20 protein-coding genes and 1 tRNA gene are annotated in these 24805 nt (G+C 67.0%); 6 read left to right on the top strand and 15 right to left on the bottom strand.

All coding sequences use genetic code 11. The annotated features are described in order from the left end of the window. Positions 1-259: 259 nt before the first annotated feature. The gene (locus tag FM113_RS16715; RefSeq protein WP_087015964.1) at positions 260-613 is read left to right on the top strand and encodes an RNA polymerase-binding protein RbpA; all 354 of its coding nucleotides are present in this window, start codon (positions 260-262) and stop codon (positions 611-613) included. Here FM113_RS16715 and lnt read toward each other — a convergent pair. The 8 genes from lnt to FM113_RS16675 all read right to left on the bottom strand — a co-directional run bounded on the left by lnt (position 583) and on the right by FM113_RS16675 (position 10169). After that, positions 583-2196 (bottom strand): apolipoprotein N-acyltransferase, encoded by a 1614-nt coding sequence (lnt, locus tag FM113_RS16710; protein ID WP_087015963.1) that lies wholly within the window; start codon positions 2194-2196, stop codon positions 583-585. The two genes, FM113_RS16715 and lnt, sit on opposite strands and share 31 nt — an antisense overlap. Further along, positions 2193-4463 (bottom strand): RNA helicase, encoded by a 2271-nt coding sequence (locus FM113_RS16705; protein WP_087015962.1) that lies wholly within the window; start codon positions 4461-4463, stop codon positions 2193-2195. Before FM113_RS16705 ends, lnt begins: the two co-directional genes overlap by 4 nt. Further along, the gene (gene tatC, locus FM113_RS16700; RefSeq protein WP_254909064.1) at positions 4460-5278 is read right to left on the bottom strand and encodes a twin-arginine translocase subunit TatC; all 819 of its coding nucleotides are present in this window, start codon (positions 5276-5278) and stop codon (positions 4460-4462) included. The genes FM113_RS16705 and tatC overlap by 4 nt, the downstream gene beginning before the upstream one ends. Positions 5279-5338: 60 nt before the next feature. After that, entirely contained in the window at positions 5339-6340 is a 1002-nt protein-coding gene (locus FM113_RS16695; protein ID WP_087015960.1) for a YafY family protein, read from the bottom strand. Continuing rightward, on the bottom strand, positions 6333-7367 hold the full coding sequence (locus tag FM113_RS16690; RefSeq protein WP_087015959.1) for a YafY family protein: 1035 nt from the start codon (positions 7365-7367) through the stop codon (positions 6333-6335). Before FM113_RS16690 ends, FM113_RS16695 begins: the two co-directional genes overlap by 8 nt. A gap of 7 nt (positions 7368-7374) precedes the next feature. Further along, positions 7375-8298: a peptidylprolyl isomerase gene (locus FM113_RS16685; RefSeq protein ID WP_087015984.1), complete on the bottom strand. Its 924-nt coding sequence runs from the start codon at positions 8296-8298 to the stop codon at positions 7375-7377. Between the two features lie 87 nt (positions 8299-8385). Continuing rightward, positions 8386-9435, bottom strand: coding sequence for a tRNA (adenine-N1)-methyltransferase (locus tag FM113_RS16680; protein WP_087015958.1), 1050 nt, complete (start codon positions 9433-9435; stop codon positions 8386-8388). A 17-nt stretch (positions 9436-9452) separates the two neighbouring features. Then, positions 9453-10169, bottom strand: coding sequence for an HAD family phosphatase (locus FM113_RS16675; RefSeq protein ID WP_254909063.1), 717 nt, complete (start codon positions 10167-10169; stop codon positions 9453-9455). Between the two features lie 92 nt (positions 10170-10261). Here FM113_RS16675 and FM113_RS16670 point away from each other — a divergent pair, with 92 nt between their 5' ends. Next, the gene (locus tag FM113_RS16670; RefSeq protein ID WP_087015957.1) at positions 10262-11464 is read left to right on the top strand and encodes a PAC2 family protein; all 1203 of its coding nucleotides are present in this window, start codon (positions 10262-10264) and stop codon (positions 11462-11464) included. 1000 nt (positions 11465-12464) lie between these two features. Here the strand turns inward: FM113_RS16670 and mshC are convergent. The 3 genes from mshC to FM113_RS16655 form a co-directional block, all read right to left on the bottom strand. Beyond that, entirely contained in the window at positions 12465-13718 is a 1254-nt protein-coding gene (mshC, locus tag FM113_RS16665) for a cysteine--1-D-myo-inosityl 2-amino-2-deoxy-alpha-D-glucopyranoside ligase (protein WP_087015956.1), read from the bottom strand. After that, positions 13715-14593 (bottom strand): undecaprenyl-diphosphate phosphatase, encoded by an 879-nt coding sequence (locus FM113_RS16660; protein ID WP_087015955.1) that lies wholly within the window; start codon positions 14591-14593, stop codon positions 13715-13717. The genes mshC and FM113_RS16660 overlap by 4 nt, the downstream gene beginning before the upstream one ends. A gap of 118 nt (positions 14594-14711) precedes the next feature. After that, on the bottom strand, positions 14712-16025 hold the full coding sequence (locus FM113_RS16655) for a M20/M25/M40 family metallo-hydrolase (RefSeq protein WP_087015954.1): 1314 nt from the start codon (positions 16023-16025) through the stop codon (positions 14712-14714). Between the two features lie 195 nt (positions 16026-16220). Between FM113_RS16655 and FM113_RS16650 the strand changes: the two genes are divergently transcribed. After that, on the top strand, positions 16221-16982 hold the full coding sequence (locus FM113_RS16650; RefSeq protein WP_087015953.1) for an SDR family NAD(P)-dependent oxidoreductase: 762 nt from the start codon (positions 16221-16223) through the stop codon (positions 16980-16982). 130 nt (positions 16983-17112) lie between these two features. Here FM113_RS16650 and FM113_RS16645 read toward each other — a convergent pair. From FM113_RS16645 to FM113_RS16635, 3 genes are all read right to left on the bottom strand, one after another. Further along, positions 17113-17197: transfer RNA gene (locus FM113_RS16645), tRNA-Leu, on the bottom strand. Between the two features lie 58 nt (positions 17198-17255). After that, positions 17256-17810 (bottom strand): Cys-tRNA(Pro) deacylase, encoded by a 555-nt coding sequence (gene ybaK / locus FM113_RS16640; protein ID WP_087015952.1) that lies wholly within the window; start codon positions 17808-17810, stop codon positions 17256-17258. A gap of 10 nt (positions 17811-17820) precedes the next feature. Then, on the bottom strand, positions 17821-19632 hold the full coding sequence (locus tag FM113_RS16635; RefSeq protein WP_087015951.1) for a DEAD/DEAH box helicase: 1812 nt from the start codon (positions 19630-19632) through the stop codon (positions 17821-17823). A 68-nt stretch (positions 19633-19700) separates the two neighbouring features. Between FM113_RS16635 and FM113_RS16630 the strand changes: the two genes are divergently transcribed. Further along, positions 19701-20534: an SGNH/GDSL hydrolase family protein gene (locus tag FM113_RS16630; protein WP_087015950.1), complete on the top strand. Its 834-nt coding sequence runs from the start codon at positions 19701-19703 to the stop codon at positions 20532-20534. A gap of 4 nt (positions 20535-20538) precedes the next feature. Next, entirely contained in the window at positions 20539-20892 is a 354-nt protein-coding gene (locus FM113_RS16625; RefSeq protein WP_087015949.1) for a spore germination protein GerW family protein, read from the top strand. Positions 20893-20926: 34 nt separating this feature from the next. Here the strand turns inward: FM113_RS16625 and gluQRS are convergent, their stop codons facing one another. After that, positions 20927-21868 (bottom strand): tRNA glutamyl-Q(34) synthetase GluQRS, encoded by a 942-nt coding sequence (gene gluQRS, locus FM113_RS16620; RefSeq protein WP_087015948.1) that lies wholly within the window; start codon positions 21866-21868, stop codon positions 20927-20929. A gap of 260 nt (positions 21869-22128) precedes the next feature. Here gluQRS and FM113_RS16615 point away from each other — a divergent pair, with 260 nt between their 5' ends. After that, entirely contained in the window at positions 22129-23475 is a 1347-nt protein-coding gene (locus FM113_RS16615) for an FAD-binding oxidoreductase (RefSeq protein ID WP_087015947.1), read from the top strand. Positions 23476-24805 lie beyond the last annotated feature (1330 nt).

Raw genomic sequence — 24805 nt, 5'->3', positions numbered from 1 at the left:
GAGTTCCAGGACCCCGGCTGACCGGCGCGCGGCCGACCCCAGCCACCGAACTCGCGTTCTCGCGCTTTCCTCGGCGACGTTCGGTGCCAAATAGGCTTCTCGGCACGCGCGTCGCCGGGGCTCCGAGCGGAGTCTCGCCCCGCGCAGGGCGTGCTCCGGCCCCTGGGGAGGGGCTATCGGCGAGGGCACCGAAAGGAGTAGGCTGCGAAGCACGGGAGGGGCACGTCCAAGACCGGCCCCAAAGGCGAGGAGGTCCAGCATGGCCGATCGAACACTTCGCGGGACGCGCATCGGCGCGACCAGCCTGCAGGGCGAAGAAGGCGTGGAGCTTTCACCGCGTCGCGCAGTCGAGTACCTCACCGACCGCGGCACCCGATTCTCGGTGCTGTTCGACGCGGACGCGGAGCCCCCGGCCGAGTGGCTCGACCAGAAGAGTGGTGAGCTTGGCTTCCTCGACGACGAGGCCGGCCGTACCGCCCGGGCCGAGTTTGAGGAGAAGGAGTCGTCGCAGCGTACCCCCTGGGACATGCTGATCGAACGCCGCACACGCGAAGAGCTTGAGGAACTCCTCGAAGAGCGGCTTCAGCTCTTGCGCGCGCGCCGCGGCTCGTAACCCAGCAGTATTCCGCTCGCCGCACCCAACGCGCCGAGCAGCATCCACGCGCCCGCGATCACGGCACCGAAACGCAGTGCGGGCGTGGCACCACTCACAAGCGGGATCTCCGCAACCATCGCGTCGGCGGTGAACGGCGTCAGGCCGTCGAGTGTCTGCCCGGTCGGCGAGACCATCGCGCTCGTGCCCACAGTCGAAATGTTGACAAGCGCGCGCCCGGTCTCGATCGCGCGCAACCGCGCAATCTGGAGCTGCTGCGCGCTCTCGTCCGTTCGCCCGAAGTCGGCGTTGTTCGTGGGGGCAAGAATCACCTGCGCGCCGCCGTCGACAATCGCCTCGGCCTGCTGATCAAAGATAATGTCGAAGCAGATCGCCAGCCCCGCCGCGACAGCACCGGCGGGCGTATCGAGGTTCAGCACCGCGGGCCGGGTGCCGGCCGTGTACTCAAGCTGCACAAGATCCACGAGATCCGGCGCGAGCATGTGGAAAAAGTCGCGGTTCGGCATGTACTCGGCAAACGGCACGGGGAATCGTTTGTCGTATCGCTCCCCCGTCGCCCCGCGCGCGTCCCATACGACCACACTGTTCGTGTAGGTCCCGTCCGGATCCTGCAGAATCGAACCCGCCACAATCGGAGCACCCGCCCGCCGGGCGAGCCCCGCCACCTCGAAGTCGCGGAGCGTGTTTCCCGGCAGGTCGAACTCGGCACTGTTTTCGGGCCACACGATCAGGTCGACGGACTCCCCCGCGGCCTCCAACTCGTCGAGCAAGCTTTCGGTTTGGCGGGCGTGGTCACGGAACACGGCACCCGACTCCCGATCGTCGAAGATCGCGGATTTCGAGTTGCCCTGGATCGCGGCGACCTTCAGCGTCCCGTCCTGAGGAAGCGGGGCGGCGGGAACGAGCCCGAGCGCCACGAGGAGCACCACGGCGCCAGCGACCGCAGCCCGCGCGGGTCGCTGGATCGCGGACCGATCGGCACCGACACGAGCGCTCCACAACGCGACCCCGGCCGCCACGCACAGTGCCGCCGCGAATGCGATCGCCCCACTGAGCCCGGAGAATCCGAGCCACGACACCGACTCCGCGAGCCAGCCCGTGGCCTGCGTGTGTGCGAGCCGCCCCCAGGCAAAGCCGCCGTAGGGCCACGAACTTTGCACGGACTCGCGCAGGACCCATAGCCCCGCGCCCGTGGCAGCCTGAGCCACGAGCAGAAGCGCCGGACGGCTACGGAACACCGCGGCCCGCGCGATCCCGCGCGTGCCGGCGCCCACGAACAGTCCGAACAGCGCGAACCACGCCGTCATCACGGCGGTGAGACCCGCCCAGGGCACCAGACCGAGGTAGAGCGTAAGCCAGGAGATGTGCGGGCCCCAGAACGCGAGGCCCGCCACAGCCCCCGCAAGCAGGCCCCAGCGTGCACGCTGCTGCCACACGGCGAGGAAGATCAGGGCCGCGGCAGGCAGCGCGAGCGGCCACCAGCCCAGACCCGGCCCGGCCGTATCGAGCAGCAACCCGCCCACCGCGGCGGCCAGCAGCGAGGTCCACCAGCGGAGCCGGCGGGGTTCAGACGAGAGCGTCACGACGTACTCGACGCCTCAACGATGCCGCGTCGCACGGAGCGCTTCGCCGAGCGTGCAAGCTGCGCAAGTTCGCCGAGATCTGGCTCGACGAGGCCGGCGCGCACACCCGCCTCGCAGGCTTGAGCGATCTGATCGAGCAGGTCGATCGTTTGTTTGGTCCAGCGGACGAAGTCGCCCGCGCCGAGACCCGCGTCTTCGAGCACACGCTCGATCGGCTGGCCAGACGCCCACGCGTGCATTGTGCTCGCGAGACCCGCGTCTGGCATCTCGCTGCGCGGCAGGCGCGAGCGCTCCGAGAGGTCGTCGAGACGCTCCCACAGGTCGAGCACCCTGTCGTGCGCGGCCAGGAACGCGGGGCCACCGGGCAGACGTGGCGAGCCCTCCTCGTCGCGCCGGGCCTCGTAGCTCAGCACGCAGCACATCGCCGCGAGTCCGGCCGCATCAAGCCCACGGAAAACATCCTCGCGAAGGCACTCGGCCACGAGCAGGTCCCGCTCACCGTAGATGCGTCGCAGCAGTTCACCCCAGGTCGTGACCTGCGGCTCACCCGAGATTCGCTCCAGGTAACCGAGTTCAAGCAGCATCTCGACAACCCTGTCGAAGGTACGCGCGATCGTTCCGGTGCGCGAGGCGACCTGTCGGCGGCCGCGCTCGATCCGGCGCCGCAGCTTCCGCGCCCGATCCTCCCACCGCTTCCGATCAGAGCCCTGCGCTTTCGCGGCCGCACGGTCATAGCCAGCGAGGGAGTCCTGCTCCGCCCGCAGCTCGCGCGCCTGATCCACAACTGCCCGGTCTGCCTGGAACTGCGCGAACGAGAGTTCGAGGGTCTCCCGAACGTGCTCCTCATCCATGCGCTGCAGCAGGTTCACCGCCATGTTCGGTGTGGGCCGGAAGCTTGAGTTCACGGGGAACGAACGCGCGCCAGCGAGGTGGGCGAGCGCTTCGAGTTCTACGCTGTCGCTCCACACGACAACCGCGTGGCCTTCCACATCGATGCCGCGCCGGCCGGCGCGACCCGTAAGCTGCGTGTACTCGCCCGAGGTGAGCGGCACGCGCTGCTCGCCGTTGAACTTGTCGAGCCGCTCGATCGCGACAGCCCGGGCTGGCATGTTGATGCCGAGCGCCAGGGTCTCAGTCGCGAACACAGCTTTGACGAGTCGGCGCTGGAACAGGCGCTCCACAACCGCTTTGAATGCGGGCAGCAGCCCGGCGTGGTGCGCCGCGATCCCACGTTCGAGGCCCGCGATCCACTCGCGGACGCCGAGGACCCGGCGCTCCTCCTCGCTCATGTCCCGCGTCTCTGCCCGCGCGATGCGCCGGATCTCCTCGCGCTCCTCACGGGTCGTCAGCGTGATGCCCTCAAACAGGCACTGCCGCACGGCCTGATCGCAGCCGTTGCGGCTGAACACAAAAACGATGGCGGGCAACAGCTCGGTCTCGTCGAGGGCACGCACGATGTCGGCGCGGGAGACGCGGCGCCCCCGGCGCTGGGGCGCACGGCCACGCGCGCGGTCCCGCCCGCCGCGGCCCGAACCGCGGCCGCCCGCTTCGAGCATGCGAAGCTCAGGATTCAGTCGGCCCCGGTCCACGAGTTCACCGTCCCGCCCCACGTACAGTGGCAGGAGCTCCTTCGGGGTGAGGACGTGCTGGTACAGCGGCACGGGCCGGTGCTCGGAGAGCACAACATCGGTGTCACCACGCACCGCGTGCATCCAATCACCGAATTCTTCGGCGTTGGAGACCGTGGCGGAGAGCGCCACGAGCCGCACCTGGCGTGGCAGGTGCAGGATGATCTCCTCCCACACCGCGCCCCGGAAACGGTCGCCCAGGAAGTGCACCTCATCGAGCACCACGAACGCGAGATCGGCTAGCGCATCCGACTCCGCGTAGATCATGTTGCGCAGCACCTCGGTCGTCATCACCACGATGGGCGCGTCGCCGCGAATGTTCAGGTCGCCGGTGAGGAGCCCCACCTCATCCTCGCCGTATTCGTCGCACAGCTCGCGGAACTTCTGGTTCGAGAGCGCCTTAATGGGCGCGGTGTAGAAGATGCGGGCGTCGCGCTCGCGGCGCGCGAGATAGACAGCGAACTCGGCGATTGTTGTTTTGCCGGACCCGGTTGGGGCGGCGACAAGCACGCTGCGCCCTTCTTCCAGGCGCTCACAGGCCGTGATCTGGAAGGTGTCAAGCGGGTAGTTGAGGCGGCCGGCAAAGAACTGCAGCGCCGTCTCCTCTGGGGTGGTGATGGGCGCTGCAGTCTCGGTCATTCGTCGTCCTTTGTCGATACGGGATCGAGGTCGTATTCGGCGAACTCCACGGCCCGACGCTTGTCCACGCGGCGGTCGTGCAAGAGCGCGATGCCCGCGGCGGCAAAGTACAACACCACCATCGGAGCGGCGAGCAAGAACATGCTCCAGAGATCAGCCGCGGGAGTCGTGATCCCAGCAAACAGGATGATGAGTAGGATCGCGAGCCGCCAGCTTTTCAGGATGGACTGGCCGCGCACCACCCCGATGAAGTTCAGCATCACGAGCAACGCAGGGAGCACAAAGCCGATCCCGACCGCGAGCAAGAGCTTGATCGCGAAGTCGAGATACAGTCTGGCCTGCAGGTAAAACGCGTCCTCGTCGGGCTGGAAGCTCGCCAGCAGGCGCACGATGTTCGGCATCACCATCCACCCGGCAAACGCGCCACCGAGGAACAGCGGCACGGCCGCCGCAAGGAAACCCACGCCGTAGAGCTTTTCGCGCTTTGTGAGGCCCGGCGCGAGGAAGGCCCAGATTTGGTACAGCCATACGGGCGAGGCGATCAGGATCGCAATAAACAGCGCGATCTGCACTTTCGTGTCGAAGGCTCCGGTGATGTCGCCGTAGGCGATGATCGCGTCGCGCCCCTGCTCCCCCAACTGTTCGATGGGGCGGCGCAGCATGTCCCACACCCAGTCCGAGAGGAACCAGCCTGCCACGAGCGCGATCACGATCGCGATTGCCGCAATCATCAGGCGTTTGCGAAGCTCGACAAGGTGGTCGCCAAGGGTCATGCGCCCGTCTGGGGAACGCTGTGTGCGAGGCTCTCGTGCCATTCGTTCAGTCTATCCCAGGACTGTCGGCGCCCCGGTGTGTGGCACCGGTGAGCCGGGCCACTATTCGTCGTAGCTCGCGAGGGCGCGCTCGGCCCACATCTTGACCGCGTCCCGCGCAGAATCGGGCGACACGATCGCGATCTCCCCGGGCGCAAGCTGCACCAGCCGGATCGCGGTGTCCCGGTGCCACGCATCCACGCGGACCTGCACAGAGCCATCCGTGTTCTCTTGCAGCACTGTCGGCTGGAACCCTGCGAGCCGGGGCAGCGCGTGCGACGCGACGCGCGCCACAATTGCGGTCACCGCGGGAGCAGCCTCCGGTTCCTGCACCGGCAGCTGACCCTGCACCGGCACCTGTACCTGCGCTGCCGTCGACGCGAGTTCCGGGCCGATTTCCGGCGCCGCTTCCGGGCAGTCAAGCTCAGACATCTGCTCGACGCGGAAGGTCCGCTCCGCGTCACGGTCGAAGCAGTGCGCGCGCAAATACCAGCCTCCGGCCCGCTGGGTCAGCGCAATCGGGTCCACACTCCGCAGCGTGGTCGCGCCCGAGGCGTCGCGGTATACAAAGCGAACGGGCCGTCCCGCGTCGATTGCCGCGACAAGACGCGGCACCCGCGGATCCTCCGGATCGGCACTCACCGACATTGTGGGCTCCGCACCGCCGAGCGCCGCGCCCAACTTCGCCGCGATCCCGCGTGCAAGCTCTGCATCTGCCTCGGGCAGCATCGCGGTGATTGCCTGCAACCCGGCGACAAGTGCGGCGGTCTCCGCGGGTGAGAAACGCGGGGCCTCCTCGACGGCGACCGTGCGCGTCAGACTCACCTCGTCGTACAGATCAAGGGCATCCCAATCGATGTCGAAGAGATCCTCGTCCTGATAACTCAGCGTCTCGCCGGGCACCCCCGCGGTCCCCAGGAACCGGACAAGTGAGCGCAGCAATTCCGGGGTCACATCGAAACGCTCCGCGAGCTCCGTCACGGATACCGCACCGTGCTCACGCAAGTACGGGACCAGCGACAGGAGCAGCAGCACCCGATCCGGGCCGAGTACGGGCCTACGCATGCGTGTCCTCCCCGAACTCTTCATGGGTGGCCGAGATCCGGCGCAGCCCGGTGGTGACGAGCTCTCGCAGCGTCGGAGGTGACACGACCGCAACGTCCGCCCCAAAACTCAGCAACTCTGCGGCGAGCAGGTGTGGATCGAGCATGCCGAGCGACAGTTCGAGATTCAGCTCGGTATCGAGCGCCGGATCCACCGCGACATGATCTCGGGCGCGCGGCGCGAGCCGCGCCTCCGCGATCGAGCCGCGCCGTACCCGCACCGTGGCGCGCTGGCGCTCGCGCAGCTCGCGCAGCTCGGCCTCCGCGGCGGGAACTCGATCCCGAAGCTCCGGATCGAATTCTGCAGTCTCGAGCGTGACCGGGCCCTCAATCCGGGCCAGCAAGAACACGCGATCCGCCGCGCGTTCGAGATCCCACGAGAGGAGGTGCCAGCGGCCGTCCACGCGGTGGAGTCGCAGGGGGGCGACCCGGCGCTCGAGCGGCGCATCGCGACCCGGCAGCGTGTATCCGAAGCGCACAATCCTGCCCTGCGTGATCGCGTCCTGAAGCGGCGCGGCCGCGGGCTCCAGGGTGCCGAGTCGCGGGGCGACGCCGAGGTGCTGCACATCGAGTCCGGCACCGAGTGCTTCAAGCTTCATCGCGGCGCGTCGCGACTCAGCGCTCAGGCTGCCTTCCTGCCAGGCGAGCGCAGCGAGCCTGAGCAACACAAGTTCCCGCTCAGTGAAGCGGAGCTCCCGCGGAAACTCGAGCCGCTCCTTTGAAATGCGGTAGCGGGTGAGTTGGTTATTGCCCGGTTCGAGCGGCGAGTCTCGCGTCTCGATCTGGATACCCAGCCCACGGAGCTGGTCCTTATCCCGTTCGAACTGACGTTCCAGTGCCGCCGTTCCCGCGCCGCGCTGCGCGCGCCCGGCATAGCCGTACACGGAGGAAAGCAGCTCCCGTTTGGTCAGCCCCTCCGGGCTCACGACAAGAGCGAGCACCAGGCTGAAGACCCGCTGCTCGCTCGGTACCGTCGAACGGTCCGCCACTCGGTGCCTAATTGACCCCGAGCACGTCGACGACAACTACGCGTGCAGCGCCGCCTTCGTTCTCGACGATCACCACCTGGGAGCCGAGCTTGGCGCCCGTGAGCTCCGTGCGGAACGTGTTGCCGGACTGCGAGATCTGGTCCTCGCTGCCGAGGGCCATGAGACCCGTGTTCCAGGTGTTCTGCTGCGGCGTACCGTCCCAGCCCACGCTGAGGACCTGGCCGATGACGTTGTCGCCGGCCGCAACAACCGCGCCGTCCCCCTCGATCCGGATGGCCGAGGTCGTGCCCTTCGGTGCCGCGCGAGGCGGCAGGACAACGCCGGGGACGCCATCCTCGTTGGTGACAACGGCCGGGTAACCGTTTGGCAGGCCGCGCACGGGGCCCTGCGCCGCGAGCGGTGAGGTCGAGGTGACGTCGAGCACACCCACGAGCGCACTGCCCGGGGTGCCCCCGAGCTGCATCGCGAGCTGCATGCTCTCCTCCGGCGACAGCGCGAGCGCGACTCGGTCGCCCTCGGCGGCGCAGCGCACGGCCTCGCTCAGCGGGTTCGCCATGTCCTCGGATACCAAGAGGTACTCGGGTGCCATATCGGAATCCACGAAACCGGGGCTCTCGTAAAGCTTCTTGCCGCTCTCCGCATCAACAAAGGCCATATTGACGCCGACCAGGGAGTTCTCGGATGCGACAGTGCTGCGATCCGATCCCTCGCTGATGACCGTCCGCTGGGACGACAAGATCTCCGTGTCCTTCGGCGCAGTGATCTGCGGGCTCTGCCCGAACTCTCCGAGCACCACCACGTTGTCGCTCAGCGCACCGGGAGACATCGAGGGGGCGCAGTCCGCGCTCGCCGCGTTTTGCGCGGTGCACCCGGTGACCCCGACGATGAGCAGCGTCGCCACTGCGGTTGCGGGAACAAGTCGACGAAGCATATGCACCTCTCGCGGAAGCCTCAGTGTGAACTCCGCCATCCTATCGAACCTCGGCTGCGCATCTGCGCACCCCACCGGGAACGGCGATCACGCGTCCGCGTCGCCGCCGTACGCGGCCGCGTCGGCACCGCGCTCGTCGGCGAGGGTGCGGGCCTCGCGGACCTTCTTCCGAAGCACCTTCTCGCTCTTGGGTCGCTCGCCCATCGCTTCGGGCGTCCACACCTCGTCGCCGCTCGCCTCGCCGCCGAGATCCGGCAGCCAGGTTGCCAGATCCTCGTCGCTGAACTCACCCTTCGATGCGCGCCGCTTCAGGCTCGGCATCACCGTGTTCGGGGCGAGGCGGCGGGCCGTGATCAGGAAGCCCGTGTGCGCCACCATGCGATGATCCGGGCGGACGGCCAAGCCCTCGACATGCCAGCCGCGCACCATCGTCTCGGAGGACTGCGGGTGAGTAAACATGCCGCTGCGCCGGATCTGCTCCGCCGTACGCGAGAGCTGCGTGACCGTCGCGACGTAGCAAATCAGCACGCCACCGGGCTGCAGCGCGTGTGCGGCGACGTCGACGCACTCCCAGGGAGCGAGCATGTCGAGCACCACGCGATCCACCGTGCCGTCCGGGCACACGGCGGGGAGCGTGTCCTGCAGGTCGCCGACCGAGAGCGTCCAGTTCTCGGGAGCGGAACCCGAGTACGCGGCGACGTTTGCGCGCGCCACATCCGCGAACTCATCGCGTCGCTCGAAGGAGAACAGCTCACCGGTCTCGCCGATCCCGCGCAGCAGGTGCAGGGACAGCGCGCCGGATCCGACACCCGCTTCCACGACGCGGGCACCGGGGAAGATGTCCGCGAGCGACAGGATCTGCGCCGCGTCCTTCGGGTACACGATCGCGGCACCGCGCGGCATCGACATCACGAAGTCGGAGAGCAGCGGGCGCAGCAGGAGGTACTCCTCACCGCTGCTGTTCACCACGACGGAGGCGTCCGGAAGGCCCACCATGTCCGCGTGCGCGATGACACCGCGGTGGCTATGAAACTCGCCGCCGGGAACGAGCGTGATTGTGTTCAACCGCCCCTTCGGGCCGGTCAACTGCAGTCGGTCCCCATAGCCCAGCGGGCCGCTCGGTGCTGGGGTCCCCATGACCGCTTCCTGTTCGCTCACGCGTGTGTGTCCTCTCGGGTGGATGTGTCCGCACGCGCGTAGCGGCGGAATCGTTCAGATAGTGTGTCGGCGTCCACACCCGCAAGCGTGGGCCAGTGTTCGTGTGCGGGTGCCGCATCGATGTTCAGGAGGTTCGGGATCCCAAACGTCACCGCCCCGGAGTCTCGCGCCGAGCGCACCCCGGTGAAGGAATCCTCGAGCGCCACGCAGTCCGTGATCGTGACACCGAGCAGCTCGGCGCCGCGCAGATACGGCTCCGGGTGCGGTTTCTCGTGGGTCACCTCGTCACCCCCGAGCACCGCGGCGAACTGCAGTCCGTTCGGAAGCAGCTCGAGTACCACGTCAGCAATTTCACGCACCGCCATCGTGACAAGCCCGAATGGAATCCCCGCCTCACGCAGCGACGCCAGGAGTTCGATCGCCCCCGGCCGCCACTGCGGCCCCACGGCGCGCAAGCCCGCGATGACACTCGCCGTCCACTCGGCAATAATCTGCTCGATCGTGAGCGGCACCCCAAGACCCTGGAACGTGGCCGCTGCAGCGCGCAAACCCGAGCCGATGAGGCTATCCCGCACCGCGTCAGTCAGCTCGATATCGTAGCGCCGCAGCATCGTCAGCTCCGCGTCCAACCAGAGCGGTTCGGAGTCGATGAGGGTGCCATCCATGTCCCACAGCACGGCTGCGGGGGTTCGGAGCACAGGATTCGAGATCATCTGCACCATTCTATCCGCCCGGTGTCGTTATCCTTGAGGCAGGCCGCCAGTCGTATGGCCTGATCCGTCGACCCAAAAAGGAGCACCCCGCAGTGACCGACGTCTCCCCCGGGTACCCCCGCGTACTCATTGCCGCCTTCCAGGGATGGAGTGACGCGGGCGACGCCACCACTGAGGTCCTCGAACATCTCAGAGACCTCGTCGACGCGCAGGTGCTGCACGTGATCGGCTCCGAGGGCTACGTCGACTACCAGGTGCACCGGCCGAAGGTAGTGCTTGACGAGGCGGGAGATCGCAGCCTGGAGTGGCCCGACACGAGGCTACTCGGCACGCTGCACCGCCCCGGCAGCGAAGACGAAGCCGATGACGCCGAGGGCGACACCGTGCGACGCATCGACGGCGGGCGGGTCACCGAGCTGTTCTTGCTCTCCGGGGTCGAACCCGCACGTGACTGGCAGAGCTTCGCCGACGAAATCGTCGAGCTTGTCGATGTCTGGGCGATCGATACCGTCATCATCCTGGGCTCGATGTACTCCGACGCCCCGCACTCCCGCCCGGTCGTGACCACGATTACGAGCGAGAGTGCCGAACGGCGGGAGCTCACCGGCGCGACGCGGAGCACTTACGAGGGGCCCGCGGGCATCGCGACGGTTGTCGATCTCGCCCTCACCGCTGCGGGCATCCCGCCGGTATCGCTCTGGGCGCAGGTTCCCCACTACGTGCACAGCACGCCATCACCGAAGGTCACGCTCGCCCTGCTCGACAAGCTCGAGGAGCTGCTCGACGTCGTGATCCCGCGCGGAGAACTCCTCAGCCAGGCGACCGATTGGGAGGCGAACATCAACCGGATCGCCGCCGCCGACGAGGACATGTCACGCTACATTCGCGGGCTCGAAGAGACCCGAGACGAGGCACTCGCGGCGGAAACGACCGGTGACGCCATTGCCGCGGAGTTCGAGAAGTTCCTTGAGGATGGTTCGCGCCGCGATACGGATGCCTGGTCGGGTGCTGATGCTGCAGTTGATGCGGCAGCTGGTGCTGACGCAGAACCCAATGCGTCGTCCGATGAGGCAGCTGGACCTGAGGCAGGAGCCGGCGCATCGGCGGGCGCAGCATCCGCGGCAGGCGTGACCGGCCCATCCGCCGAGGCTGAAGATGCTGCTGGTGCTGCTGGTGCTGCTGACGCTGCTGGTGCTGCTGGTGCTACTGGTGCTACTGACACTGACACCGACGCTTCTGCTGGGTTCGGGGCAGCGAACGAAGCCGACTCGCCCGAAGACCCCGAATCGCACTAGCAGGGCCGCACCTACGCAGCCTCACGGCACCCGCCTACGCTGATTCCAGGCCCATCCCGCATTCTCGCGCGTTCCGGGCGCTATTCGGGTTCGCTTTCGCGTTCTCGGCGTGTTCTTTGTCGCCCCGGAGGGGCTTCTAGGGTGTGGGGTACACCCCGAGGCCCCTGCGCTCCCCTTCGACGCCGAGCCCGCAATCACGCACGTTCAGAGCACTGGGAAGGTGCCCAATTGAGCTCTCGCGAGCAAAGCCACCAGTAGAGCCCCACGGGAGGGGATGACGAGTTGCTCGCCAGGCCTACCGCTCGCACATTGTCTCCCGGCTGGGCCCCGCATATCCCGCGAGTCCGCACTCTGGTACCTTCTGGCGCACAGTAACGTGCGAGATTGAGGTCTCGGCAGGCTGGGCTCGCCCTGGGAGACTCGCACCCTTCGGGCCTCACCCTAGGAACGCGCTCGGCCAGGATATCTTCACCCCTGGAAACACTTGTCCTGGGGAAACTCGCATCCCGAGAAACTCGAACACCCGAGGAGATTCACATCCCGGAAGGCTCTTACCCAGGAGATGCGCTCACATCCGGGGATGCGCTCGCCCGAGGACGCACTCACCCGGAGAAGTCCTCATCCTTGGATACACTCACCCCGGGAAATTCGACCCCCGGGACGCAGAGCCTCCGCGACGCAGAGCCCCCGCGACGCAGTGCCCCCGGGACGCAGAGCCCCCGGGACGCAGAGCCCCCGGGACGCAGTACCCCCGGGACGCAGAGCCTCTGGGAAGCCCCCAAGTGCCCCCGAAGCATCTCCAGACACCCCTGCACCCCGGGCACCATTGGCATTGTGCGCTGCACCCTCGCCGAGACCGCAATTTCGCACGAAGCGAAGGCTGGAAAGGTGCACAATTGCGTTCTCGCGTGGAACACCGCAGGGGGCTTCCAAGGGAGCTTCCAGGGGAGCTTCCAGGGGAGCCTCCAGGGAGGGACACCCTGGAAGCCCCATCAGAAAGCTAGAGCCGCACCCCCAGCAGGGCGAACACCGCGTCGGCGATGAGTTGCGGTTCATCCACACCCCGGTCGAGCGCGGCGTCGAGTGTGGCGAGCATCACCGGAGTATCGAGGTCGTTGGCCAGCGCCGCGCGGAGTTGCTGCAGTACCGTCTCCGCGGCCACGGGATCCGTGCACGGCCGCTCGAGTCCGGCGCGCCACGCGTCGAGGCGTCGCTTCGCGGTAGCGAGGTCGGCGTCGTGCCACTCCCACTCGGAGCGGTAGTGGTGTGCAAGCAGGCCCAGACGAATCGCCGAGGGATCAGCCCCGGCGTCGAGCAGCTTCGAGATGAACACGAGGTTGCCGCGCGACTTAGACATCTTGTGCCCCTGGTACGCGACGAGTCCGGCGTGACAGTACGCGTGAGCGAGCGGGGTGCCGGAGAGCGCGGTGGCGTGTGCCGCGGTGAACTCGTGGTGCGGGAACACGAGATCTGCCCCGCCGCCCTGCACGGTGAAGGCCCCGCCGAGCGCGCCCGTCGCGATCACAGAGCACTCGATGTGCCAGCCGGGCCGGCCCCGCCCCACGGGCGAGTCCCAGCTCGGCTCCCCCGCGCGTGCAGCGCGCCACAGCAGCGGATCGAGCGGCCCTCGCTTCCCGGGCCGATCGGGGTCGCCCCCGCGTTCGGCGCTGAGGCGGCGCATTAGCTCGGGATCGTAGGGTGCAACGTCGCCGAGCCGCCACTGCGATTCGCGCTCGGCCGCGGCCGTGTCGAAGTAGATGTCGTCCTGCGCGGGATCCTCCGCGTCAGGGGTGTCAACTGTGTACGCGAATCCGCGGGCGCGCAACTCGAACACGGCCTGCGCGATCTCCTCGATCTGCTCCGTGACCGCAATAAAGTGTTCCGGCGGCAACATCCCGAGCCTGTGCATGTCTGAGCGATACAAGCCGATCTGGTCGTCGGCGAGCTCACGCCAGTCCACGTTGGTATCAGCGGCGCGCTCAAGCAGCGGGTCGTCGATGTCCGTGATGTTCTGCGCGTACACGGTCTCGATCCCCGCGTCACGCCACGCACGCTGCATGATGTCGAACGTCAGGTACGTAAAGGCGTGCCCCAGGTGGGTGGCGTCGTAGGGGGTGATCCCGCACACGTAGAGCAGCGCTTTGCCCTCGGGGATCGCCGGGTACTCCATCCGCTGCGTCGCGGTGTTGAAGAGCTTCGGGGCGGTGCCCGTGCCGGGCAGCTCGGGGAGCTCGGGCGGGGTCCAGGTCCTCACAGTGCGTGTCCTTCCAGAACGGCCGCGGCCTGGGCGGCGGCGGTGCCACCCTCAGCGGTCAGCACCCCGGTGCCCAGGAGCACGAGGATCACTGCGCCGAGCAGCACACGGTAGATCACAAACGGCATGAAACTGCGCTTCGAGATGTAGCGCATGAAGAAGCCGATCACGAAGAGCGCGATCACGAACGCGACTACCGTCGCGATGAACGTGAGACCCATCGGCGTGGTGTCGGCGGGCGCGCGCAGCGCTTTCGCGAGCTGGTAGAAACCCGATCCGAAGACCGCGGGGATCGCGAGCAGGAACGAGTATCGTGCGGCAGCTTCACGGGTGTAGCCCATGAGCAGGCCCGCGGTGATGGTGCCGCCCGAACGGGAGACGCCCGGGATCAGCGAGAGAGCCTGAGCGAAGCCGAAGCCGACGCCGTGCTTCCAGGTGAGCTTGTCGAGCGGGCGCTGCTTGCGGCCGATCCTGTCGGCAATACCGAGCAGGATACCGAAGACAATGAGGCTGATCGCGACAAACCACAGCGAGCGCAGCGACCCCTCGATTTGATCCTGGAACAGGAGTCCGAGGATCACGATCGGGAGGGTGCCGAGGATGATCCACCACCCCATAAGCGCGTCGGGGTCCTTGCGCGGGATCTTCCCGGTGAGGGATCGGAACCAGGCACCGATGATCCGTACGATGTCGCGCCAGAAGAACACGATGACCGCGGCTTCCGTGCCGATCTGCGTGATCGCGGTGAACGCGGATCCCGCGTCCCCAATTCCCATCAACTCGCTTGCGATGCGCAGGTGTGCGCTCGATGAAATCGGGAGAAACTCGGTGAGCCCCTGAATAATTCCGAGCAGGATCGCCTCAAAGATTCCCACGGTGTCCTTTCCTGGCCGGCACGCATGGCGCACCTCATCAAAACGGGCCGCCGTCCAGACTAGCCCACGACCCCGTGCGACTTCACGTTGCGCGGGGCCGTGTTCTCAGCTGCCGGGACTAGTACGTGCGGAGTAGATCCACGAGGACGCGGTGGCCGAAGTCGAGCGCGTCGAGCGGCACCCGCTCGTCGACGCCGTGGAACATGCCCGGGAAGTCCAGGTCGGCGGGGAGCCGCAGTGGCGCAAAGCCGTAGCCCACGATGCCGAGCCGAGAGAGCGCTTTGTTGTCGGTCCCGCCCGAGAGCAGATAGGGCAGCACCCGCGCCTCGGGATCGTGCCGGGTGAGGCTCGCGGTCATCGCGTCAACGAGCTCGCCCGCGAACGGAACTTCGAGCCCGATGTCGGAGTGCACCGACTCGACCTCGATGTCATCTCCCACAATTCGCTGCACTTCGGCGAGCACGCTTGCTTGTTCGGACGGCAGTGAGCGCACGTCCACGAGCGCCTCTGCGGTGTCGGGAATGACGTTGTGCTTGTACCCCGCGGTGAGCACCGTCGGGTTGCTCGTATTGCGCAGGCTGGCCTGGATGAAGCCACCGCCCTTGCCGAGCCGAAGTACAAGTTCCTCGGGAGCGACCTCCTTCGGGTCCTCCCCCAGGATGGCGGCGATTGCGTCGACAAGCTCGCGGGTGGTGTCGCACAGCGCGAGTGGCCACTCATGGCGGCCGAGCGCGGCGATCGCCTCGGCGAGGCGGGTGACCGCGTTGTCGTGCCACACCCGTGAGCCGTGTGCAGCGGTGCCGCGGGCGCGCAGTCGAATCCAGTCGAGGGACTTCTCCCCCGTCTGCACGAGGTAGGCGCGTGTCCCCTCGATGTCGATGGAGTAGCCGCCGACCTCGCTGATCGCGGTGCCTGCCCCGGCGAAGAGCTCGGGCCGGTGCGTTACGAGGTGGTGGGCACCGAAAATGCCACCGTTTTCCTCATCCGCGAAGAACGCCACGATCACGTCGCGCCGCGGCCGCTCACCGGCTCGCAGCAGCTCAGCGATGGCTGTCAGGATCATCGCGTCCATGTCCTTCATGTCGACCGCGCCGCGGCCCCACAGCATGCCCTCACGGATCTCGCCCGCGAACGGGTCCACGCTCCAGTTCGCAGCATCCGCGGGCACCACGTCGAGGTGGCCGTGCAGCACGAGTGCGGGCAGCGCGGGATCGGTGCCAGTGACGCGAGCCACGACACTTGCACGGCCCGGTGCCGACTCGATGATCTCCGGGTCGAGGCCAAGCTCACGCAGATAGGCCGCAACATAGTCGGCTGCGGGCCGCTCGGGTTCCGCGTCGCCGCCGCCGCGGTTCGACGTGTCGATCCGAATCAAATCGCGGGCGATACGGACGGTTTCCGAGAGCGCGAGCTCGTTCGCTTCAGCAGTCATGTCTCCCAGGCTACCCGGCAGCCTCGGCAATCTGCTCGGGATCACGAACTATGTCAGAGACGGGCCTGCCGGGGCGAAATGATCAGAGCTTCCTGAGAATCGGCCCACTGGTTTCCCGCGCCACGGAAGCGAACACTTGTTGTGAGGGGCAGCCGCCTCCTCGTACCTCCACACGAAGCATGGAAGAGGAAGAGCATGAACACTCAGGGAGTTCCCGGACGATTCGCTGGCAAGACGGTGATCGTGACGGGTGCGGGATCGGGGATCGGCAAGGCGATCGCTCAGCGCATACTCGCGGAGGGTGGCGTGGTTGTCGCCTCCGATGTCTCCTCAGAGCGGCTTGCCGAGTTCGCTGCGGAGGCTGGCACGGAGGCGCTGCGCACCGTCGTCAGTGATGTCACCGTCGAGGCGGACATCGCGCGGGTCGTGGCAGCCGCCGGCGGCACCGTCGATGCAGTCGCGAACAATGCGGGGATCATGGACGGGTTCCTCCCAGCAGCCGAGGTGACCGACGAGGTCTGGGACCGGGTCTTCAATATCAACGTCACGGGCGTCATGCGGCTCACGCGTGCGGTGCTGCCCGGCATGATCGAACGCGGCGTCGGATCGATTGTCAACACCGCGAGCGCTGCCGGGATCCGTGGCAACGCAGCGGGCGCGGCGTACACCTCGTCGAAGCACGCCGTCGTCGGCTTCACCAAGCACGCGGCATTTATGTACGGTCCTCAGGGAATCCGAGTGAACGCGGTTGCCCCCGGCGGCGTCGCGACAAACGTTGACGGAGCATTTCACTCCGAATCGGCCGCGGCGCGAATGGGACCGGCGTTCCAGACCCTCGGCCTCCCCACAGCAACGCCCGAACAGCTTGCCAGCGCGATCACCTGGCTCTTGAGTGACGACTCCGCAAACGTCAACGGAGTGGTGCTCGCCTCCGACGGGGGCTGGTCGGCACAGTAGCCGGTCAACACAGCGGCTCGTCAACACAGCGGCTCGTCAACACAGCGGCTCATCAACACAGCGGCTCGTCAACACGTTCACTGTCCAGATACGCGAAAACCCCCTTCCGAAGAAGGGGGTTTTCTGTTCGTGCGCGGAGGGGGACTTGAACCCCCACGCCCTAATACGGGCACTAGCACCTCAAGCTAGCGCGTCTGCCATTCCGCCACCCGCGCGAACATTTTCAGCTTGTGATTTCTCACCGGCCGAACAGGGAATAACTTATCACGGAACTCAAGCGCCCATCCAATTCGTTCGGGAACTCGCGCGCGTCGCGGTACCCGTTGCCCCGAAAAGCCCCGTGTTTGTGCCGATCGGGGCGAGAATCGCGGAGGTCGCTCGACACAGCTCGGCCGGTGCCAGCTCAATGTCCAATCCACGCCGACCGCCCGAGACCAACACAGTCTCGTGCTCCATCGCGGACGCATCGACAACTGTGCGCAGTCGGGTGCGCTGTCCCAACGGACTGATCCCGCCCACGACGTACCCCGTGCGCCGCTCGGCGAGTGTCGGATCCGCCATGACGGCTTTCTTGCCACCGAGCGCGACCGCGAGCGCCTTCAGGTCAAGTTTTCCCGCCACGGGCACGACAGCGACCGCGAGCGTGCCGTCCACCTCCGCCAGCAACGTCTTGAATACCCGCTCCGCGGGCACTCCCAGCGCGGTGACAGCCTCGTCCCCGAAATCGGTCACCGCGGCATCGTGGGCGTAGCTGCGCTCGGTGTACGCGATCCCGAGCCGCAGCAGTGCGACGGTCGCGGGGGTCGACCCCGCACTCTTTTTCGCCATGGGCCCCAGCCTACGGCCGAAGCCGCCGTCGCAGCAGGTCGATGCGCTTTTGGAGCTGCGTGACTGAGGCCTGGGGCACCGCGGGACCCCCACAGACGCGGCGCAGCTCAGTGTGGATGTCCTTGTGCGGCTCCCCCGAGACCTTGGAGTACATCCCCACGAGGCTCGAGAGCAACTTCCGCTGCTCCCCCAGCGTGCGGTGCAGCGCTTCGGGGGCCTCCGCGCGATCCGGCGCGTGCTCAAGGATTCCTTGCTTGGTGGCGCTGCGCTTTGCCTGACGGGCCTGGCGCTGTTGCAAAAGTGCCTTCACCTCTTGGGGCTCGAGGAGGCCGGGGAACCCCAGGAAGTCGAGCTCTTCTTCGCTCTCCACTTCGGCGTAGCCGCCAAACTCGGCCCCGTCGAACACTGCACGATCGAAGTGGGCGTCAGAGCCGAGTGCCTGATACACAAAGCCCTCGCCCTCGAGCAGCTCCGAGGACGCCTTGTCTTCTTTTTCGGCGGCGTTCATGAGCGCCGCTTCGGCGTCCCACATCTCCTCGGCGCTGCCGGGGCCTTCGAGGACGTGCCCGCGTTCCTTTTCGAGCTCCGCGGCGAGCTGCATCAGCGTCGGCACGTTCGGGATGAATACCGTGGCAACCTCGCCACGACGCCGCGACCGCACAAAACGACCGATTGCCTGCGCGAAGAAGAGCGGGGTGGCTGAGCTCGTGGCGTACACGCCCACGGCAAGTCGCGGCACATCGACCCCCTCGGACACCATGCGCACGGCGACCATCCAGCGGGAGTCACCCCGAGAGAACTCGTCGATCCGTTCGCTCGCGCCCGTATCGTCCGAGAGGATGAGGGCAACCTGCTCCCCCGTGATCTCGCGCAGCTGCTTCGCGTAAGACTTCGCGGAGGCGTGGTCGGTCGCGATCACGAGCCCGCCCGCGTCCGGAATGTCCTCCCGCACTTCCGTGAGGCGGCGATCCGCAGCCTTCAGGACCTTCGCGATCCAGTCTCCCGCGGGATCGAGCGCGGTGCGCCACGCCTGCGAGGTGATGTCCTTGGTATTGCCCTCGCCGAGGCTCGCCTCCATCTCCTCACCCGCGGAGGTCTGCCAGCGCATCTTGCCGGCGTACACCATGAAGACGACGGGGCGAACGATGCCGTCGGCCAGGGCACGACCGTACCCGTAGTCGTAGTCGGTGAGCGAAATGCTGGAGCCATCACCCTGCGGCGCGTACTGGACAAACGGGATCGGAGCGTCGTCGGAGCGGAACGGAGTTCCGGTCAGCGAGAGTCTGCGAGTGGCCGTGCCGTAGGCCTCGCGGATTGCGTCGCCCCAGCTCAGCGCGTCGCCGCCGTGATGCACCTCGTCAAGAATCACGAGCGTGTCGGTGTTCTCCGTCAGCAGGCGGTGTTGCACGGGCTTCATGGCGACCTGCGCATAGGTCACCGCGACCCCGTGGTAATGGTTGCCGTAGCCCAGGCCATCGCTGTTTGCGTAGTCGGGATTGAGTCGGATCCCCGCTCGGGTGGCCGCGTCCGCCCACTGTGACTTCAGGTGCTCCGTGGGGGCGACCACGATGACCTGGCGCACCGTGTGGTTGGCGCGCAGGATCGCGGCGAGGCGCAGCGCGAAGGTTGTCTTACCGGCACCCGGGGTCGCCGAGGCCAGGAAGTCTCGCGGCGCGGCGGCGAGGTAGCGCTTGATTGCCTCCTCCTGCCAGGCGCGCAAGGTGCCGGCGGTACCGTGAGCGGCGCGCTCCGGATACACCGGAGGCAGATGCTCAGCGGCACTCGTCCCTGGGAGGTGGAGGCCCGGGTCCGAATCTGTCACAGCGCCCTAGACTAGCGGTACTGTGTGTGCGTCGGGACCGTCGCACCCAAGGAGAATCGGAGTTTCGTATGGCAGAGGATCGGGCAGGCATCGAGCTTCCCTGGGCACGCTTCGTGGCCATTGGCGATTCTTTCACCGAGGGTGTTGGTGACCCGGATGCGGACAGCCCGGGCGGGTTGCGTGGCTGGGCTGATCGCTTCGCCGAGGTGCTCGCGGAGCACAGCGAAGAGTTCTCTTACGCGAACCTCGCGGTGCGCGGCAAACTGATCCAGCAGATCACCGATGAGCAGCTCTCGGCTGCGGAGGATCTGCGTCCGGATCTGATCAGTGTCTGCGCGGGTGGCAACGATGTGATCCGCCCCGGCACCGACCCGGACGAGGTCGCGGCGAAGCTTGAGCGGATCGTGTCCCGCTTGAGCGCGACTGGCGCGACGATCCTCGTTTTCACCGGCGTCGACACCGCGTTCCAGCCTGTATTCCGCAGCATTCGCGGCAAGGTCGCGATCTTCAACGAAAACGTGCGGAAGGTCGCTCAGAAGTACGACTGCGTTGTGGTGGATCAGTGGGCGATCGCTGAACTCCAGGACAGCCGCTACTGGGCTGGTGACCGGCTCCATCTGAACGCGCTCGGCCACCACACTATTGCGCGCGCCGCGCTTGATGCACTCAACGTGCCGCACGAGCTCCCCCCGCTCGACCCCCCGGCGCTCCCCAATCGGAGCTGGCGCGAGGCGCGCAAGGAGGACGTTGTGTGGGCTCGCGAGCACCTCGTCCCCTGGGTGATCCGGCGCATCAAACATGTCTCATCCGGTGACGGGATCGAGCCCAAACGACCGCAGGCGGGGTCGCTCCGTCCGGCACGGCACGGCTCTGTCGATGATGCGCCCGAGCAGGTAGGCTGACGACATGGCATCTCTCACGAAGCAGCTCGCAGACACCGTGACGCAGGTCGGGGTGCACTCCGCATACGGCGCACCCGTCGAGGTCGACGGCACCACGATCCTCCCGGTCGCTTGCACCAGCTATGGTTTCGGTGCCGGTGAGGGCATGGGTGAAGGCCTCGGTGAAGATTCCCCCGCGCAGGGTGAGGGCTCCGGCGGAGGCGGCGGCGGCATGTCCGTTCCGGTGGGCGCGTATGTGACGCAGGACGGCGTCACCCGGTTCCAGCCCAACGTGATTGCGTTGCTCGTTGTTGCGGTCCCCTTCGTGTGGGTGACCGGTCGGGCGCTCGCTCGCATCATCCGCGCGCTCAAGCGCTAAGGCTTTCACACTCCACCGCAGCCGGAGGCTGTGGCTAATCGGTCGCGTTCGGATCCCACCGCCACGGTGTCCGCGGGAGTTCGGCCGGATTGAAGCGCTTCAGCAGCGTGGATACCGGCACGGTCTCTCCGGGGGCAGCAAGCCCGAGCGAAGTCGCGATCCAGCCGCGCGTAACGTCAGGGGTGACCCCGCGGTCCCCCAGTTCAGCCAGGGTGACCGCCCCGTCACGCTTCGCGAGCCGAGCGCCGCTCGGGCCAAGCACGAGCGGCACGTGTGCGTACTCAACCGCGGGCGGGGTCGGCAGCTCGAGGAGACGCTGCAGCAGTATCTGACGCGGGGTGGAGGGCGCGAGATCGTCGCCGCGCACGATCTGGTCGACCCCCATCTCGGCGTCATCGACCACGACTGCGAGATTGTAGGCGACAGTCCCGTCGCCGCGCTGCAATACGAAATCATCGATATCGCCCCGGCTTTGCCCCAGCACGAGATCCGCGAAGTCGAGCGAGCGCAAGCCCTCCGGGGCGCGGAGGCGTAGCGCTGGGAGCCGGGGTGCAATCGCGGCGCGAGCCACCTCACGCTCGGCGTCGCTGCGGTCGCGGCAGGTCCCCGGATACGCGCCGGGCGGTGCGTGGGGTGCACTCGGGGCAGCGAGGATGTCTTTCCGCGAGCAGGTGCACTCGTATACAAGACCCGCAGCCGCCAGTTTCGCGATTGCGGCCGCGTGATCCGCACCCCGCTCAGATTGCAGGACCGGGTCGCCGTCCCAGTCGATCCCGATCCGCCTGAGGTCCTCAAGCTGCCGTGCACCGGATCCGGCATCGCGCGCGCGATCCAGATCCTCGATCCGCATCAGAAACTCACGGCCGCTCGTGCGCGCGAAGAGCCACGCCAGCAGCGCGGTGCGGAGATTTCCGAGGTGTAGATCCCCGGAGGGGCTCGGAGCGTAGCGTCCTGCTCCGGCTGTGTGCTGTGGCATAGAGCAATCCTCCCACGGTGGGTTCGCCGTGCCGATCGTGTCGTGCACTGTCTGGCGGGTCGCGTCATGCACTGTCTGGCGGGTCGCGTCGTGCACTGTCCGGCGGGACGTGTTGTGCGCTGTCCGGCGTGTCGTGTCGTGCGCTGTCCGGCCGATCGGACGCGCAAGCGAACCGCCGGTTGCGCGACACGCCGCGCCCCTCAATAGACTCGAAGTTGGGTTGCCGAGCGGCGGCCGCAGGCGTTGACGAAGGAGACAACATGGTGGAGCTGCAGGATCTCGAAAGCCGCCTCGGCGAGCGTCTGATTCGCGATCCGGAGCTCGTGGCCCCGTACGCGCATGACAGTTCGCGGGCCGAACCAGAGGGTCAGCCCCTGGCTGTTGTGCGCGCCCGCGACACCGCGGACGTGTCCGCCGCCCTTGCGTGGGCGCACGAGCATCGCGTGCCGGTGAGTGTGCGCGGCGCGGGGACGGGACTCGCGGGCGGCGCGAACGCCTATCCCGGCGGTCTGGTCATTTCGCTTGCAGATATGACCGAGGTATTGCAGCTTGACACGGCCAACCGCACCGCGACCGTTCAGGCGGGGGTCATCACCGCGGAACTCGACACGCTCGCACGCGAATCGGGGCTATTCTTCCCGCCTGATCCCGCGAGCGCACGCACCTGCACGGTCGGCGGCAACATCGCGACCAACGCGGGCGGGCTGCGCTGCGTGGCGCACGGCGTGACGAGCGACTCGATCGCCGCACTCGTGGTGGTGCTCGCCGACGGCCGCGTGATGCGCACCGGCGCCCTGACCCGGAAAAACGTTGTCGGCTACGACCTCACGAGCCTGTTTGTGGGGTCGGAGGGCACACTCGGCGTTATCACCGAAGCCACGGTGCGCCTCAAGCCTGTGCCGCCGGGGACGCCCCGCACGTTCCGCGCGAGCTTCGACACGCTTGAGGAAGCCGGGGCGGCAGTGACCGCAATTGTGAACGGTCCGGCACAGCCTGAGGTGCTCGAACTCATGGACGCGTTCAGTGTGGAGATCATCGAGTCGTTCCAGCCGAGCGGACTCACCGTGCCGGCCGGTGCAATGCTCGTTGGGCAGACGGTGGGGCTCGACTCCGCGGCGAAGGCCGAAACGATCACGGCGATCTGTCGGGCGCAGGGGGCGACCGATACCGAGATCTCCGAATCCGACTCTTTGCTCGAGGCGCGGCGACTCTCAAACCCCGCTCTCAATGCTCGCGGCCTCAAGATCAGCTGCGATGTCGGCGTGCCAGTTGCTGCCCTTTCCGAGGTATTCCACGGCGTCGCCGAGCTCGCTACCCGACACGGCAAGCGCGTTTCCACGGTCGCACACGCGGGAGACGGGAATCTGCACTGCACCGTCGAGTCCCCCGACACCGTGGCCGGTATCGCCGAGGCCGACGCGCTCATCGATGACATCACGAAGCTCGCAATCTCCCTCGGCGGGACAATCTCGGGCGAGCACGGCATCGGCTCCGTGAAGCAGCACGAGTTGCCGTGGCAGCTGGATGAGGCCGCGCTCGATGTGCAGCGTGCCATCAAGTTGGCGCTGGATCCACGCGGGATCCTCACCCCAGGCCGCGGGATCTAGGGCGGCACCGCGGCCGCTACTGGGTGCTGCCGCTGAGCCGGGAACTGAGGGAGCCGCTCAGCCGGGAACCGAGGCCAGCGCCGGTGACGGGGCGGAAGAGAGGTGCGTTCAGGCCGGGGCTGGTGCGTCACAGTGTTCGAGAGACAGCGGGATGCTGGGGCCGGGGTTGGGGCGGGTCCTGTTACTCGTACTCGTACTGGGGCCTGGGCCTGGGCCTGGCATGGACCTGGACCTGGACCTGGACCTGGACCTGGACCTGGACGAGATTCGGGGATGAGCCTGAATGAGGACTCAGCTGCATAAGGGCTGAGCCTGCACTTGGGCTGATCCAGCATCAGGACTAGGCCAGCATCAGGGCCGAGCCTGCATCGGGGCTAAGCCAGCACCAAGGCGAGGCCTGGATCAGGGCGGACACTGCGCTAGTGCTCAGCCTGCATCAGGGCTGGCCCTGCACTAGCGCTAAGCCCGCATCAGGGCTGAACCCTGCATCTTCGTTGAATTGGGTTGGCGGCGCAATGCTGACCGCGCTGGTTGAGCCGGATTCGATTCGGTGCAAGAGGCCAGATTTTGCGACAGCCTCAGAACCGTGGGCAGACTCACCGGGCAACTGGAGGCAAAGACAAAGTTGCAGCGTTCACTATTTCCATGATCGCTCGCAGCTGCGGGGATGGCGTCGCCGGAGCCCAGACTTGTTGAGCCACTGAAATGCCGAGATCTGGCACACCTCGTGTCTAGTTGTCCCAGCATCTCAGTTCACGCTTCGCTCAGTAGTCATAGCCGCTCGACGCCTCACCTTCGTAGCCGGGCATTGCACATCGTGATAAGCGGATTCATCACCTGTACGCAGAAGGGGGCGAGTTTGGACGCGGCGTCGAATTCTCGCCTCCAGTTCGCCCCATCATTCGGCGTGTGATGAATGGCTCCCAAGCGCATTAAAACGGGTGTGGTGCATCCGAGACTTCAGGGCTTCCCGGTGACGTGTCCATTGCTGGGAGAGTTTCGGGCCCGGGAGCTCCTGACGGTGTACCCCTTCTCGGACGACCGTCGGCGGGTGGTTCGATGACGGGTACGAACCTCACCCGGCTCGGTGGCCGGTCCAGATACTTTCGTCCGGTCGGGTCGGTCCAGGTCACATCCCCCGCATCGTGTTGGGTGATTGTCCATCCGGTGTGGTGTTTCATGACGTGATGACTACGGCACAGGTGTGCCAAGTTATCGATCCTGGTGGGTCCGCCTGTTGCGGCGTCGAGTGTGTGATCGATATCGCAGCGGTGCACGGGGACCCGGCAGCCGGGGGTGCGGCAGTGTTGGTCTCGTGCGGCGAGATACC

The organism is Leucobacter sp. 7(1), assembly GCF_900163635.1.
Taxonomy (GTDB): Bacteria; Actinomycetota; Actinomycetes; order Actinomycetales; family Microbacteriaceae; genus Leucobacter.
The sequence above is the reverse complement of the archived record's forward strand: the minus strand, read 5'-3'. Positions and strand labels throughout refer to the sequence as shown.